Raw genomic sequence first — 15,560 nt, 5'->3', positions numbered from 1 at the left:
CTTAAGGTCAGATGGCGATGGCGCTGGCGGCCCAGGCCGGATGCACCACCCCTGGCAGGGTGAAGGGAATCGGGATGCCGCGTTTCTTGAACTTCAATGGCAGCCAGTGCACGCGATCTGGCGCGTGAGGCTCGACCAGCAGGCGCCGGGCGGTCGCCATGGCGTCGGTCATCTGCTGCGGGTAGATCACGTAGTCGAACCCCTGCTCGGCCCACTGCGGCAGGATGATCGGCACCTCCTCGAGGATGTACTCGCGGCACTGAGCGGCGGCGCGCTCCAGGTCCGCCTCGGGGTCACGCAAGCGCAGACGCTCGATGAACACGCCGATGGTCGCTTCGATGGCGCCGCGCAGGTCCTCGCTTTCACGATAAAGCTGGTTCACCTGCTGGCGCAGCTCGGCGTAACGGTCCGAGGCCAGCTCCTGGTTCCAGCGGCTGATGCTTACCGGCGCCTCCAATCCGGCCAGGTACTTGCGGTTGCGCGCCAGCCACGCGTCACCATCGCGAATCGACGCCGACAGCGCCTCGCCCGGCGACTTGCCGTGCTTGTTGTGGCGCTGCAAGGTGTCGGCCACCACCACCTTCACCTGGCTGAAGCCGGATTTGTTGATCAGGTGCACGGTGGAGCTGAGTTTCTGCTCCTCGTGGTATTCCTGGCCCACGCTGACTGCCAGCACGCAGCGCTTGCCGGTGAAGTCCAGCGCTTCGCCGCCCTTGTTGAAATAGGCTTTGAGGTTGATCGCTTCCACATTGCTCATGTTGCTTAGCTCCAGTAGGCCAAAGGCTGGTCGTCGCCGAAATAACCGATGAATACGCCGAGGGTGACCCGGGTGCTGGTGGCCGAGGGGCGCACCGCGTGGATCAACCGCGGGTTGAGAAAGATCAGGTCGCCCGCCTCGGGCTTGACCACCAGGTCCGGCGGCGGCAGCAGGTGGCGCTCGATACCGTAGGCGCGCTGGCCGCGCAGGCGTTCGTACTCGGCCTCGTCGGGGTGCAGGTTCCAGATCTCCAGCTCGCCGCCGTCCTCGGGGATCTGCAGGTAGATGTTGGTCGACAGCTGGGTGAGCAGCCGCGGCTGGTGGTCGGCCGGGGCATTGCGGGCCAGGTCATCGGTATGCGGCGTGAGGTCGACGTTGTTGCCCTGGAAGCGGGCGATGCCGACGAAGCACTTGCGCCCGTTCACATCCAGCAGCCGCGCCCCTTTGGGCCAGACCTCGTCGAGCAGCAGGCGCAAATGGTCGATGGGCGATGCCAGCGGGCCGAAGGCGCTGCGGATCTTGCGAATATTGGCGATGGCCTGGCCGTGGTACTCGGCGCGGCTGGCCTCGTCCCTGATCTCGATGTAGGCCTTGCCCAGGCGCACGAACTCGGTCTGCTCGCTGAAGGCACCACGCAGTTCGTGATGACTCAGGCGCTCCAGGGCCAGGGCCACCGTATCGGCGGGTGCGAAGCCTTTGATCAGGATGCCCAGTGTGCGGGCGTGAATCACATCGTCTAACTGTGCGGCGGTCAATTCCTCGACCGTGGTAATCGTCAGCATGAACACTCCCTCGCGTATTCCTGAACGGTTTGACTGCACCTGTGAATGGCGGCTAACCGGCGACTTCCGATGGTCGCCAGGCCATCTTCAACAAGCGGCAAGCACTTGTGAAATATCGTTTTTCTCTAGCCTCAAAACTTTTTTCAAAATATTACTGAACAACTTCAGCCATTATCAGCAATGCGCATGAACATTATAAAAATTACAACTCAAGTTACGCGTCGCGGATAACTTTCATTGAACTTCCGGTACTTCATTGAACTGCTTGTCCAGCTGTTGTTCGGCAACGAAGCCCGGGCCGATCACCCCCTCGTCCTGGTACAGCCGAGCGGTGTCGGCCAAGTCCCTGACCAGCGCGTCGTCCACCGCAACTTGGCGTGGCTGTGAAAAGCGGTTCGAGCGTAGGTGCACCTCCAGCGGCAGCCCGCTCTGGCGGGCCTGGACCGCCGAAAACTGCTCGACATGGGCGTTGGCCCAGTCCCAGGCGCGGCCAACCCGGCGCAGGAAATCCCGCAGTTGCGCCGGCTTGTCGCGGATCGCCGCAGGGTTGGCCACCAGCAGCATGTTGCCGGCGAACAGGCCTTCGCCACTGACCAGCACCCGCGTGCCGCCTTCGAGCTGGAGCATGCTGGTGTACGGGTCCCAGGTGGCCCAGGCGTCAGCGCCGCCGTTGGCCAGCAGGCTGCGCGACTCGCCTGGTTGGAGAAACACGAACGTGGCGTCGCGGCCGCTGTGGCCAGTGGCGCGCAATGCTGCCAGCGCCAGGTAATGGCCGATGGAGCCACGGGTGGTGGTGATGCGCCGGCCCACCAGCGACGCCGCGTCGCTCAGCGGCGACGCTTCGGGCACGACGATCGCCACCGCCGTGGGCGTCACCTGCAGGCGCACCACCCCGACGGTCTTGAGCCCGGCGCCGGCCGCGGTGGCGAACACGAACGGCGCGGTGCCCAGGGTGCCGATATCCACCGCGCCGGCCGCCAGGGCCTCGGCGGTGGGTGCGGCGGCGCCGAAGGCGGCGAACTCCAGGGGATATGGCACATCGTCGAGCTCGCCGGCGGCCTGCAGCAGCAACTGCAGCGAGTTCTTCTGGCTGGAGACGCGCAGGGTTTCGTCCGCGTGAGCGATCCCCAGCATCAGGCACAGCAACCCCGTCAGCATGTGACGCCAACTGAATAAATGACTCATCAGAACGCCAGGCTCACACGGCCGTAGTAGTAACCCCCACCCAGCCCATAGGGCGAGAACATCCCGTACTCGTAGGTCCCGGCCCAGGGCACGATGCCGATCTTGTCCGGGTACTTGTCGAACAAGTTGTTGGCCCCCAGCGCCACCGTGATGTTCTGGGTGAGGTCGTAGGCCACATCGATGTCGGTGATCCACTTGGCGCCGTAGGTGCGGTCGTTGGCCGGGATGTTCGAGCCTTCGGTGTACTCACCGTAGCGAGTGAGGGTCAGGTTCACCGTCCAGTCGTCGACCTTGTAGTTGCTGTTGAGGATCCACTTGTCCTTGGGCGTGGCCTTGGTCAGGTCGATCTGCTGTTGGCGGTCGAACAGCACGTACCCTGCGCCGAGGCTCGACAGGCTCGCCGGAGTATCGGCCAGGTCACGGATGCTGGTCTTGTTGCGGTTGTAGGCCAGGCTCCAGCGCACGGTGCCGTACTCGGCGAGCGGCTGGCGGTACTCGGCCACCAGGTCGACGCCCTTGGTGCGGGTGTCCGCGGCATTGGCGAAGTACTGCCCGGACAAGTCAGGCGACAGGCCGTTGGCCACCAGGATTTGCGACACCGCGGGCCCGGTGAGCACGCCGGTCTGTAGGATGCGGTCGTCAATGTCGATCAGGTAGAAGTCGGCAGTCAGGCGCAGGCGCTCGGTGGGCTCGGCGGTGAAGCCCAGGCTGTAGTTGCGCGACTTCTCCGGTTCCAGGGTCTGGGCGCCGAGGGCAATGGCCTCGGGCGAACCGGGGCGCATCTGCTTGGTGCGTGCGGTACTGGTGCTGCCGCCGGCGCCAAAGATCGTCACCGAGCTGGTCGAAGAGAACACGTTCTGCGCCAGCGACGGCGCACGGAAACCATTGCTCACCGCCGCGCGCACCGCATAACCCGGAGCGAACTCGTAGCGGGTGGTGAACTTGCCGCTGACGGTCTCGCCGACCTCCTGGTTGTAGCGCTCGTAGCGCAGGGCGAAGGCGCTGTACCACTGCGGGGTGAGGTTGAGGCCAAAGTCGACGTAGGCCGCACCGCTATGGCGGATCATCTGCCCGGCATCCTCCGGCGTGGTGCCGTTGACCGAGAACAGGCCGGGGTCCGGACGCCGTCCGGCCAGCGGGCCGCTGGGGATGACGTAGTCGCCATAGTTGTAGGAATTGGGTTCGCCCTCGGTAAGTTGGTACTTCTCCCAGCGGTACTCGACGCCGAACGAGGTTTCCAGCGGGCTGCTCCAGCCAATGTCCAGGGCCCGGCTGAAGTCCAGATTGGTGGTCCACTGGTCGAAGATCTCGTCGGTCAGGTGAAAGCGGCGCTGGCTCAGCAACGGGTCGTTGGACAGGTTGAGGTTGTTGTCGGTGTACAGCTTGGCCTTGTCGCGGCCATAGGTGGTCGACAGGTCCCAATCCCACTCGGCGGCCAGGCCCTTGAGACCGGCGAGAAACTGGTAGTCGGTCTCCTCCACTTCGCGGGTGGCCTGGCCGCCCTTCGGATAAGGCGGGTTGGCCAGCCAGTTGGTGGCGGTGATGTCGGTGGGCGCACGGTGGCCGAGGACCTTCTTGCCGTCGCGGTAGCTGAGGGTGGAGAACGAATACAGCTTCAGTTCCTCGCCCAGGGGCAGTTCCAGGTTGTAGGCGCCGCTGTAGGTGCGGTCGCGGCCCAGGCCGTATTCCTCGCCCCAGCCGTGGCGTTCGCTCAGGCGCGGGTCGGGCTGGCCGTTGGCCAGGGTGGTGAAATTGCCGCGCACGGCGCCGGCGCGGTCGTAGGGTTCCTGTACCTTGGCGTCGAACGACAGGTTGAGAAAACCACCGTCGCCCAGGCCGAAGCCGGCGTTGGCCGCCTCATGACCGCTGGTGCCGTCCCCGGCATAGTACTGGCCGACGGAACTGTCGGAGGTGATGCCCTCGGCGTCCTGCTTGAGGATGATGTTGATCACCCCGGCGATGGCGTCGGAGCCGTACTGCGCCGCCGCGCCGTCGCGCAGCACCTCGATGCGCTCGATCGCCGCGGTGGGAATAAGGTCCAGGTCCACCGGCACCGCGGCCGTGCCGACACGCGCGTTGTTGTTGATCATCGCCGTGTTGTGCCGGCGCTTGCCGTTGACCAGGATCAGCACCTGGTCGCCGCCCAGGCCGCGCATGCTGATGCCGCGTACCAGGAAGGCGGTGCCGCCACCGTTGATGGTCGGCGCGTTGAACGAGGGCAGCAGGCGCGTGAGCATGTCCTTGAGGCCGTTCTGGCCGCTGGTGCGCAGTTGTTCGCCGGAGATCACGTCCACCGGCACCGGGCTGTCGGTCACGGTGCGCTGCTGGCTGCCGCGCACGCCGGTCACCACCACGGTGGACAGCGCCGGGTCTTCGGCGGCGATGGCCTCGCCGGCCAGGCTCAGGGCCAGGGCGGTGGCCACGGGGGAAAGCTTGAAGGTCTTGGGCATCTGCGGATATTCCTTGTGGCGGCCATGGCCCGGCCGCCGCTCTCGGGTTCGGGGGCTCAACGGGCCTTGGCGGCGACCGCCTCGACTTCGATCAGGGCGCCGGGCAATACCAGCCCGGCCACCTGCACCGTGGTGCGGGTCGGTTTCAACGGCTGGCGCTCACTGCCGAAGAACAGGCGAAAGCCGCGCTGCAGGCCGTCGAAATCCATGCGCCCCTGCAATTGCGGGTCGCCGACCAGGTACACCCGTAACTGCACCACATCGCCCAGGCCGAGGCCGCGCGGCGCCAGGGCGGCTTCGACCTTGCGCAGCACCGCCACGGTCTGCGCCTCGGTGTCGCCATTGGCGCGTAGTTCATCCTTGGCCGCCTTGGGGTCGGCCGGGTCGGGCAGGATGCCCGAGACGAAGGTCAGCACCGTGCCCGGCGGCAGGGTCGCCGACTGCAGGATCGGCGAGTTGGGATAGGTCGAGGGGACGCGCTCGATATCGGCGGCCTGGCTGGCCGCGGCGAACAGGACCCCCAACCCCAGAAGGGCGTGCTTGAAAGGCATGGCGAAGCTCCACTGATGTGTAGGCGCCAGCCTCGGAGGTCCGCTACCTGGCAGATGGTTTTCGTTGTGTATTGCTCAGGCGGTCTGCCGGGCCTGGGCGGTGCCCTGGGCACGCTCGCACAGGTTGCGCACCACCCGCCGGGCGGCGCTGGCGGCGGTTTCCTGCCAGATGCCGATGCCACTGTGGGCCAGCGCGTCGCTGGTCAGGTGCACCCGCCCCTGAGCCTGGTTGAGCAGGTCGTAGTCGGCGTCGGCCAGCGGGTGGCTGATCCACGGCCCGAGGCTGTGGGGTATGCGCCCCCAATCCACCACCAACGGCTTGCGCAGCTCGTGGCCGTGACCAGGGTGCAGCAGCTCCACGGCCTGGCGCGACAGGGCGATCTGCTCGGCGACCGACTTGTCGGCGAACTGGCGGGCGGTTTCGCCGTTGTTGTAGGCGGCGACGAGAATGCCTTCGGCCTGGTTGAAGCCACCGCTGGGGTACCACAGGCCGGAAGACGCCTGATTGATGAACGACAGGCCGCCGTAGATCTGGTAGTCGGTCTCCCAGAACCGGCGGGACTGCCAGGCCACCTTGTTGGCATGGCCGAATTGCACGGCGGCGATCGCTTGGCGCACCTGGGCGCTGAAGTTGCTGTCGAGCTTCGCCAGCAGCGGCAGCGGCAAGGCGATCACCGCATAGTCGCTGGTGATGCGCTGTGGCTGACCCTGCTGCTGGTAACCGATCTCCACCCGATCCTCGAAATTGCGGATCGAGCCCACCTCGGCCCCCAGGCGCAGAACATCCTGCAGGTGGCGCTGGAAGGCCAGGGGAATACGGTCCATGCCGCCCACCGGCTGGAACATGGTCGGCGAGAACTCCGGGTACTCATCGATCATCAGTGCCGTGCCCAGGGCCGGGTTGAGCAAGGTGCGCAGGGGCAGCGGGTCGTTGCGCAGGGCCTGCTGGTCGCCGGCCCCGGGCCAGACCTTGTAGCCCGAGCGCGCCGAGCCCAGGTACTCGAGCTTCTCCGACAGGTCGCCCCAGGTGCGCAGGAAGCCCAGCAGGTTGCGCCGGTCGTCCAGGCTCAGTTCCTGGTCCAGGGCCTGGCGGTCGACGGCCTTGGCCAGCAGTTCGGCCAGGTGCCCACGGCTGTCGTTGACCGCCTGGCGGATCTGCATCGGCGGCTGGTCGAGGTCGGGACGCACCAGGGCGTTGCGGCTGGTGTTGACCAGCACCTCAAGCGCCACTCCCAACTCGCGGCAATAGCCGAGCATCAACTGGTGGTGGCTGGGCAGGCGGCCGGGGCCGGCGTTGAGGTAGAAACCCTCGTCGAACGCGACGGTCTGCACGCTGCCATCGGTAAACGCGACCCGATCCCCCCGGCGCACGGTCCAGTTGCGCCCGCCTACCCGTTCGCGGGCCTCCAGCAGGGTGACGGCGAAACCGGCCTTGCGCAGCTCGTAGGCCGCCACCAGGCCGCCGATGCCAGCGCCGACCACGGTGACAGTGGCGCCCTGCCCTACACGGGCCAGTGGCAACGCGGCGTAGTTCTCCTGGCTGGCCCGTGCCGCCCCCGACGTGCCAAACAGGCCCAGTGCCGCCGTGGCAGCCTGCAGGCCACCAACCACACCGATACGGGCAATGAGCTGTCGTCTGGTCAATGGCATCGCGGGCACTCTCCCTGGTCCACGGTTATCGCTTTCAGTTATGGTTTGATGTTATCAAGCTACGAAAACGCTCTATGTGGAGCCATCCTAGAGAGCGGGATGGGATAAGAGAAATACATTTTGAGCATATGCAAATATTAAAATGTGTAATGTCTCAAGCTTTACATTCTGCACAAAACGCATAATTATTTTGAAACACCTGAGCTCGCGGCAGCAGCGGCCTGCGCCTCTCCCATCACTCGCAACAGGTTCCCTCCCCAGATATCCGCGAGGTCCCGTTCGTGGTACCCCGCCGCCAACAACCGCGCAGTGATCTCCGGCAAATCGCTGACATCGCGCAGCCCCGCCACCCCGCCGCCGCCATCCCAATCCGCGCCGATGCCGACATGCCGTGGCCCGACTAAGTCAAGGATGTGCAGCAGATGCGCCATGAAGTCGTCCAGGCTGGTTGCCGGCAACGGATACCTGGCCTCGACCTCGCGGATGCGCCGGGCCAGGTCCGCCACCTGCGCGGGCGGCAGGCTGGCCGCCAGGCGGAACTCCCGGTACAGCGGTGCCAGGGCCTTGTCCCGGGCGGGATTCGGCGCACGCGGCACCAGGTCGCTGGCGTAGGTGTTGACCTGCACCACCCCGCCCCCGGCAGCAAGCTGGCGCAAACGTTCATCATCGAGATTGCGCGGATGCGGGCCGATGGCCCGGGCGCCGGAATGCGAGGCGATCACCGGGGCACGGGACAACGCCAACACCTGATCGAACACCGCATCGGAGGCATGGGACACATCGATCAGGATCCCCAGACGGTTGGCCGCCTGCACCAGCTCGCGGCCGGCCGGGCTCAGCCCATGCCAGTGCGGCAAGGCAGTGGCCGAGTCGGCGAAATCGTTGTTCTGCGCATGCACCAGGCCCAGCATGCGCAGGCCCAGACGGTGGTAGGTGGCCAGCCGGCCGGGGTCGGCCGCCAGCGGTTCGGCGTTTTCCATGCTGATCAGCACCACCCGCCGCCCTGAGGCAACGATCGCCGGCACCTCCTGCGCCCGCGTGGCCAGGGCGAACGCGTCCGGCCGGGCGGCGACCATGTCGCGGATCCGGGTGATTACCGCCAGGCCATGTTCGCTGGCCAGGGTGCGTCCCTCGGGCGTGAGCGGACCCTGGGGGGTGAAGATGGCGAAGAATCCGCCGTCCAGGCCACCGTCGCGCATGCGCGGCAGGTCGACCTGGGACAGATCGTCGGTATAGCGGTGGCGCTGCCCGATGTCCCAGCCGGGCCGGGCCAGTTGCATGGGCGTGTCCAGGTGGCTGTCGAGCACGATCAGGCGCTCATGCAGGGCGTGGGTCGAGGGCGCGACATCGGCCAGCGCGGTGCTGCAGGCCAGTGCCAGCGGCAGCCAGGCGTATCGAGTTGAACGAGGCATGGGAGTCCTTTTTGCCAGGCGTGCCCCTGCGGGGGATCGCATGAATCACTCGGTCCAGCTGAAACTGCGATCCCACAACGGCGCCACGTCCAGGCGCTGGGGCAGTACGCCGGCGGCGTGGAAGGTGTCGGCCACATCCTGCTGCGACCGCACCGCGGCATCGTCCACCGCCTGCAGCACCCGCGGCCCGCTCTGGGCCTTGTACTGGGCAATGAACACTTCCCGGGGGATGCCCAGCACCTGCTCGCATCGCGCCGCCCACGCCTCGGGGTGGTGCTGCACCCATTGCCAGCTGCGGTATTCGCGGCGCACATAGTCCTCGATCGCCGCGCGCTTGAGCGGATCCTCGATCGCCCGCCGGTTGGCGGCGATCACGTAGTTGCCCGACAGGTAGCCCTGCCCGGTGCGCAGCACCCGCGCACCGCTGCGCAGCTCGGCCAGCTGGATGAAGTAGCCAAAGGTCACCCAGACATCCAGGTTGCCGTTCTGGAACGCGGCGAAGCCATCCTGGGGCGTCAGCGCCAGGGGCTGGATGTCGGCCAGGGTCAGGCCCTGGTCCTTGAGGGCGCGCAGCAGCAGGTAGTGCGACGACGTGGAGCGGATGTACCCGACCCGCTTGCCCGGCAGCTCGGCCAGCGATTGCATCGTCGACCCCCTGGGCACGATGAAGGCCTGGTTGTTGACATCACCGGTCAGCACGGCGATGAGCCTGACCGGCGCCTGGTTGCGGATGCCGAAGATCGGCGGGATCTCGCTCATCGGCGCCAGGTCCAGGGTACCGCTGACCAGCGCCTCGAAACCGAGGTTGCCGCCATTGAACTCGGCGTATTTCACGCCATACGGTGGGCGCTCGATGCCGGCCTGTTCGAAGAAGGTCGGCGCGGCGCCCTTGTAGGTGGCCACGCCCAGGGTCAGCCCTTGCCAGTCGCGGGCAAAGACACCGGGCAGCGCGCAGGCGAGCCCGCCCAGGGCGCTGTACTGCAGAAAACGACGGCGATTCATGGCGCCTCCTTGCACTCAGTCGAGAAAGTCAGGTTCGTCGCGCAGCAGGCGGTCCCAATACGGCTGGAAGCTGAACCAGCCGCCGAACTCGGTACCGACCTGGCGCGCAGTGTGCTCGGCCACCGCCGCCGGGATCGGCCGTGGCGTGCCGGCGGCCTCGGCCAGTAGTTGCGCGTGGGCGGCGTTGTCCAGGGCGATGAAGCGCCACACCGCCGCTTCCACTGTGCGCCCGACGGTCAGCAGGCCATGGTTCTGCAAGATCAGCGCGACCTTGTCCGGCCCCAGCGTGGCGGCGATGCGCGCGCCCTCGCTGGCCTCCAGCACCACCCCGGTGAAGTTGTCGAACAGCGCGTGCTTGCCATGAAAGGCGCAGGCGTCCTGGGTCAGCGGGTCGAGCAGGCGTCCCAGGCTCGACCAGGCCTTGCCGTACAACGAATGGGCATGGGCGGCGGCCACCACGTCCGGGCGCGCCTCGTGCAGCGCCGCGTGGATGGCAAAGGCGGCGAGGTTCAACGCGCCCTGCCCTTCGACGATCTCGCCCCGAGGACTCACCAACAGCAGGTCGCTGACGCGGATATGGCCGAAGTACACGCCCACCGGATTGACCCAGAAGTGATCGGGGTACTGGGGGTCGCGCACGGTGATATGGCCGGCGCCGCCCATGTCGAAACCATGCCGGGCAAACAGGCGGAACGAGCCGGCCAGGCGCTGCTTGCGCAGCAGGCGCTCGGCCTCGTGGGTCGGTTGCTGGGGCGGGTCCTGCCAGCGATGCACGGTGTGGCCGTCGCGGGGCAATGAATAGGCGGTGGGTAAGCGGCTCAGCCTGGCGCTCATGCGGTCTCTCCTTGGGCCAGCAGGTTCTCCAGCGGTCGTCCGCTGCGCAAATGTTCGAGGTTGCGCGCCAGCAGCGCGGCGAGGTTGCGGTACACCTGCGGCGTGTTGGCCGAGGTATGGGGGCTCAGCCGGACCTTGGGATGGCCGTACAGCCGGTGCCCGGCCGGCAACGGCTCGGGCTCGGTGACATCGAGGCTGGCCAGGGCCACCTGGCCGCTGTCCAGGGCATCGAGCAAGGCGTCCTGGTCCACCAGGCTGCCCCGGGCGATATTGATCAGGTGCAGACCGGGCTTGGCGTGGGCGAGGCTACGCCGATCGACGACATGCAGGGTCGACGGGTCGGCCGGTGCCGCCAGTACCAGGTGATCGGCGCGGGCGAACAGTTCCTCGACGCTGGCCACGCCCCGTACGCCGGCCACCTCGAACGGCCTGGCCGAACGCCGCAGGGCGATCACCTCGATGTTCAGGGCCAGGGCCTTGCGCGCCAGGGCCTGGCCGATCCGCCCGAAACCGTAGATACCCAAGGTGCTGCCGGCCAGCAAGGCCAGCGGACGTGGCTGCCATTGCCCGGGCTCGTCGATCCACAACTGCGGCAGTTGCTTGGCGGCGGCGAACATCGCCGCCAGGGCGAATTCGGCCAGGCTGTCCGCCGTCACCCCGCGAGCACTGGCCACAGGCACCGGCTCGAGCAACCAACCGGGGAAGAAGTCGATGCCGGAGCTGACCAGTTGCACGAAACCGAGCCCGAACGGCCAGCCCGAGGGCGGCGCAACGGCGTCACGCAGGCCTGGGTCTGGCGCGGCCAGCAGGACCCGAACATCGTCCGGCAGCCCATGGGGTACGCCCCTGGGCAGCGCCAGGATTTCCACGCCTGGTACGGCGGCGGCCAGCAACGCGTTGAACCGCGCGTCCAGCTGACTGGCGATGCGCACGCCGCTCATGCCTGGCCGCCACGGCTGGGCAAGGCAAACGCCGCACGGCCGGCGGCGCCGAGCACCGCGTCGTTCTGCGGGGTGTGGATACGGCTGCACAGCACATCGCGGTAATGCCGCTCAAGCGGGTTGCCCCGGGCCAGCGCCGGGTTGCCGATCGCTTCGACGGCCAGTTCGACCGCGCTGATGGCCTGGGTGGTGACCAGGTACTTGACCTGGGTGGCCTCGCTCGCCGGGATGCGCCCTTCGGCAGCGGCGTCGAGCAGGACCCGGTTGGACAGCAGCAAGGCGTCGATGCGCCCCACCAGTTCCTGGAAACGCGGCAGGCTCGACAGCGGCGCGCCGAGATTGGCCGGGGTGCGCCCGGCCAGCCAGCCCACCAGCCAGTCGCGGGCGGCACGGGCAACGCCGTCGTAGATACTCGACAGCAGCACGGTCAGCCACAACACGCCGTTGTGATCGAGTTCGGACGGGCGTGGCTGGCGCGCCGGGAGGATGTCGACGGCGTGCTCGGCGGGCACCAGCACATCATCGAAGATCACGTCGTGGCTGCAGGTGGCACGCATGCCCAGGTGGTCCCAGGTTTCCTCGATGCGGATGCCCGGTGTGTCGCGATGCACCAGCCAGGTGCCGACCCGAGGCTCTTCCTCGTCGCTGCGCGCCCATACTGCCAGCCAGGTCAGGCCGGGGATGCCAGTGGAGTAGATCTTGCGCCCGCTGATCCGCCAGCCCTCGGCCACCCGCCGGGCGACGGTGCCCGGCAGGCCGCCCCGGGCCGGGGTGCCCAGTTCCGGCTCCACGCGCAGGGCGTTGACCAGCGCGCCGTCCGCCACCGCCTCGCGGGCCAGGCGCAGGCGCAGGTGCTCGGGCCAGGCCTGGTTCTGTTGCAGGCGCGCGTGCTGCAGGTACTGCATCACCAGCACCAGGGCGGTGGACGGCTCGCCCCGGGCCACGGCGGCGATCACCCGCCGGGCCTGGGCCAGCGTCGCTTCGCTGCCACCCAGGCGGCGCGGCACGGTCAGGGCCAGCAGGCCATGTTCATGCAGGCGCCGCAGGTTGGCGTGGGGGAAGCTGCCTTGGCGATCGTGCTCGGCGGCGCTGGCGGCGAATTCGTCGCTCAGGCGGGCCAGCAGGTCGGCGAAGGCCGGCGAATCGAGGTCGGCCGCCTTGGCGGCGGTATGCAAGTCGAGGCTCATCGGTGGGCGGTCCGTGCGAGGGAATGGGCATGGCTGGGCGCAGGCGCTTCGACGCCGAGCAGGGCCAGCAGGTGTTGGCGCAGCGCCTGGAAGCCCCGGCTGGCCACCTCGCGGTGGCGCGGCAGGCGGATCGGGATCTGCTCGGCGATGCGCCCGGCGTCCAGCACCACGACCCGGTCGGCCAGCAGCAAGGCTTCGTCAACGTCATGAGTGACCAGCAGCACCGACGGCTGATGGGTGCGCCACAGTTCGAGGATCAACTGGTGCATGCGCATGCGCGTCAAGGCGTCCAGCGCGGCGAACGGCTCGTCGAGCAGCAGCAATTGCGGCTCGCGCACCAGCGCCCGGGCCAGGGCCACGCGCTGGGCCTCGCCACCGGACAGGGTCCCCGGCCAGGCCTCGGTGCGGTGCGCCAGGCCCACCTCACGCAGCGCGGCCAGGGCACGCGCTTTTGGCTCGGCGCCCCTCAGGCCCAGGAGGACATTGCGCCAGGCCCGCTTCCAGGGCATCAGCCGCGGTTCCTGGAACACCGCCGCATGCACGCCGGGCACCTCCAGCGTGCCCGCCTCCACCCGGTCCAGGCCGGCCAGCGCCCGCAGCAAGGTGGTCTTGCCCGAGCCGCTGCGGCCGAGCAAGGCGACGAACTCGCCGGGCGCCAGGTCCAGGTCCAGGCCATCGAGCACCGTGTGGCCCTGGAACCTGCGCGTGAGCCCGCGCACCCGCACCGGTGGGCGCAAGCGTTGCAGTGCGACTTCCATGATCAGTTCCTTATGAAGGTGGGGCGCCAGGCCAGGGCCAGGCGTTCGAACAAGCGCACGAGGGCATCGATAGACAGGCCCAGCACGCTGTAGACGATCAGGCAGATGACGATGACGTCGGTGCGCATGAAGTCGCGGGCGTCGTTGACCAGATAGCCCAGCCCGGCGCTGGCGTTGATCTGCTCGACCACCACCAGGCCTAGCCAACTGATGCCGAAGGCGTAGCGCAGGCCGACGAAAAACGCCGGCAGCGCGCCGGGCAGGATCACGTGCCAGACCAGCCCCAGGCGCCCCAGGCCGAACAGCTGCCCAGCCTCCACCAGCTTGGGGTCGACGCCACGGATGCCGGAAAACAGGGAGAGGTACACCGGGAAGGTGGTGCCCAGGGCAATCAGGGCGATCTTGGGCGTTTCGCCCACGCCGAACCACAGGATGAACAGCGGCACGATGGCCAGGAACGGCAAGGTGCGCAGCATCTGCACCGGCGAGTCGATGGCGAGTTCGCCACGCCGCGAAAGGCCTGCGAGCAACGCCAGCAGAGTGCCCACGCTGACCCCGATGGCCAGGCCGCTCAGGGCACGTTTGAGGGATACCCACAAATGCCCGGCCAGCTCGCCGCTGACGATCATCTGCCAGAGGGTGTCGCCGATGGCGCTGGGCGCGGCGATGATTCGCGGCGGCAACAGGCCGCTGCGCGAGGCAAGTTCCCACGCCACCAGCAACAGCAACGGGCTGATCAGGCGCAGGCCAAGGTTACGCCAACCCTGCCAGCGCAACAGGGTCAGCAGGGCCGTGGCGGGGACAAGTGTGTTGCTTTGCCGGGACATTCCATCTCCTCGCTCAAGGCCGATCCATTGATTGCTGGCCGCGGCGGGAGTGTCGATCAAGCCCGCCGGTGTCTGGCTTGATCCTTATGCTATCGATCTTAAAAAGTGCCGTGAAATTCGATATGCTTCTAACCTAATATACAAATAATGCATTCAACAATTGCCAACATATGCAAATTATTAAATTTGCATAGGTGCTTCGGGACTGCAACGCAGCCCCATTTCAGCCTCGCGCCTACGGTTGATTCGCCACCCGTTGCGCCACGGTCTCGCCAAACAACGCCACCGGCGCCTGCAGGTTGCCGAGAAAACGCGGATGGATCAGCCACAAGTCGATCACCGGCTTGAAATCACTTACCTGCACGATGTCCAGGCGCTCGCGGTGGCGGCTGTTGTCCAGCAACGGTCGTGGCACCAGGCCAAAGCCCAGGCCATTGGCGATCAAGCCCAGTTGCAACTCGGTACCGAAGGTTTCCAGGTTGATCCGCAGCGACAGCCCTTCGTCGTTCAACGCCCGCTGCAGACCGGCACGGAAACCACAGCCGTCGGGGTTGAGCACCCAGCCACGCTGGTAGCAGTCGGCAAGCTTGCAACTGCGCTTGCCCACCTCGCCGCGGGCAGCCACCACCACCAGGTCCATGCGCGCCAACGAGCGACCGACGATGCCCTCGGGGAACACCTTGCCGGCCGGGAACAGTGCCGCCACCGCGTCCAGCTCGCCGTTCTCCATCTTGCCCAGCAGGTGGCTGCCCCAACCGGTGGCGACCTGGGTCTGCAGGTCGGGATACAGCGCCTTGAGCTGGCTGAGGGCGTCGAGCAGCACCACGTCGCCGATGGTCTGCGGCACCCCCAGGCGCAGCGCGCCACTGGGCAAGGCGTCGCTGAGCACCAGTTCGCGCAGCGCGTCCATCTCGCGCAGCACCGCCCGGCACTGCTCGTAGACGCGCATGCCCATGGGCGTGGGTTTCAATGGTTTGGTGTTGCGGTCCAGCAGGCTGACGCCGAGGGCTTCCTCGAAGTTCTGCACCCGGCGGGTGATGGCCGGCTGGGTCAGGCGCAGCGATTCAGCCGCCTGGCTGATGGACTGGCTGCGGATGACGGCCACGAATGCATCGATATCATCTATCTTCATTCTTAATTCGCATAATAAATATCTGGAAAAATACGCAAAAAGAATAATACCTTTTTCCTCGCCACGGTAGCGCCCGGCGCTGCCTAACCTGA

General features: G+C 67.1%; 14 protein-coding genes. All 14 read right to left on the bottom strand.

Translation table 11 applies throughout. The annotated features are described in order from the left end of the window. Positions 1-7: 7 nt before the first annotated feature. Complete coding sequence (locus AC3WL2_RS04320; RefSeq protein WP_102682019.1) at positions 8-757, bottom strand: tRNA-dependent cyclodipeptide synthase; 750 nt, start codon at positions 755-757, stop codon at positions 8-10. 5 nt (positions 758-762) lie between these two features. After that, the gene (locus AC3WL2_RS04315; RefSeq protein WP_046857791.1) at positions 763-1,539 is read right to left on the bottom strand and encodes a 2OG-Fe(II) oxygenase; all 777 of its coding nucleotides are present in this window, start codon (positions 1,537-1,539) and stop codon (positions 763-765) included. Positions 1,540-1,773: 234 nt separating this feature from the next. Continuing rightward, positions 1,774-2,724: an aliphatic sulfonate ABC transporter substrate-binding protein gene (locus tag AC3WL2_RS04310; protein WP_256582672.1), complete on the bottom strand. Its 951-nt coding sequence runs from the start codon at positions 2,722-2,724 to the stop codon at positions 1,774-1,776. Next, positions 2,724-5,174 (bottom strand): TonB-dependent receptor plug domain-containing protein, encoded by a 2,451-nt coding sequence (locus AC3WL2_RS04305; protein WP_102682021.1) that lies wholly within the window; start codon positions 5,172-5,174, stop codon positions 2,724-2,726. Before AC3WL2_RS04305 ends, AC3WL2_RS04310 begins: the two co-directional genes overlap by 1 nt. 56 nt (positions 5,175-5,230) lie before the next feature. Beyond that, complete coding sequence (locus AC3WL2_RS04300; RefSeq protein WP_102682022.1) at positions 5,231-5,725, bottom strand: RidA family protein; 495 nt, start codon at positions 5,723-5,725, stop codon at positions 5,231-5,233. A 75-nt stretch (positions 5,726-5,800) separates the two neighbouring features. Beyond that, positions 5,801-7,375: a flavin monoamine oxidase family protein gene (locus AC3WL2_RS04295; RefSeq protein ID WP_102682023.1), complete on the bottom strand. Its 1,575-nt coding sequence runs from the start codon at positions 7,373-7,375 to the stop codon at positions 5,801-5,803. A 185-nt stretch (positions 7,376-7,560) separates the two neighbouring features. Next, entirely contained in the window at positions 7,561-8,787 is a 1,227-nt protein-coding gene (locus AC3WL2_RS04290; RefSeq protein ID WP_102682024.1) for a dipeptidase, read from the bottom strand. Positions 8,788-8,832: 45 nt separating this feature from the next. Continuing rightward, a complete protein-coding gene (locus AC3WL2_RS04285) occupies positions 8,833-9,789 on the bottom strand; it encodes an ABC transporter substrate-binding protein (RefSeq protein WP_102682025.1) in 957 nt (318 codons plus the stop codon). A 15-nt stretch (positions 9,790-9,804) separates the two neighbouring features. Beyond that, positions 9,805-10,623, bottom strand: a complete 819-nt coding sequence (locus AC3WL2_RS04280; protein WP_102682026.1) for a class II aldolase/adducin family protein — start codon at positions 10,621-10,623, stop codon at positions 9,805-9,807. Next, the gene (locus tag AC3WL2_RS04275; RefSeq protein WP_102682027.1) at positions 10,620-11,564 is read right to left on the bottom strand and encodes an NAD(P)-dependent oxidoreductase; all 945 of its coding nucleotides are present in this window, start codon (positions 11,562-11,564) and stop codon (positions 10,620-10,622) included. Before AC3WL2_RS04275 ends, AC3WL2_RS04280 begins: the two co-directional genes overlap by 4 nt. Next, positions 11,561-12,751 (bottom strand): acyl-CoA dehydrogenase family protein, encoded by a 1,191-nt coding sequence (locus tag AC3WL2_RS04270; RefSeq protein WP_102682028.1) that lies wholly within the window; start codon positions 12,749-12,751, stop codon positions 11,561-11,563. Before AC3WL2_RS04270 ends, AC3WL2_RS04275 begins: the two co-directional genes overlap by 4 nt. Further along, positions 12,748-13,509: an ABC transporter ATP-binding protein gene (locus tag AC3WL2_RS04265; protein WP_046855626.1), complete on the bottom strand. Its 762-nt coding sequence runs from the start codon at positions 13,507-13,509 to the stop codon at positions 12,748-12,750. Before AC3WL2_RS04265 ends, AC3WL2_RS04270 begins: the two co-directional genes overlap by 4 nt. A gap of 2 nt (positions 13,510-13,511) precedes the next feature. Then, positions 13,512-14,336, bottom strand: a complete 825-nt coding sequence (locus AC3WL2_RS04260; RefSeq protein ID WP_102682029.1) for an ABC transporter permease — start codon at positions 14,334-14,336, stop codon at positions 13,512-13,514. A 235-nt stretch (positions 14,337-14,571) separates the two neighbouring features. Next, complete coding sequence (locus AC3WL2_RS04255) at positions 14,572-15,468, bottom strand: LysR family transcriptional regulator (protein WP_102682030.1); 897 nt, start codon at positions 15,466-15,468, stop codon at positions 14,572-14,574. Positions 15,469-15,560: the final 92 nt, after the last annotated feature.

It is taken from the genome of Pseudomonas sp. FW305-96 (assembly GCF_058783825.1).
This window is presented reverse-complemented; position numbering and strand designations above follow the sequence as displayed.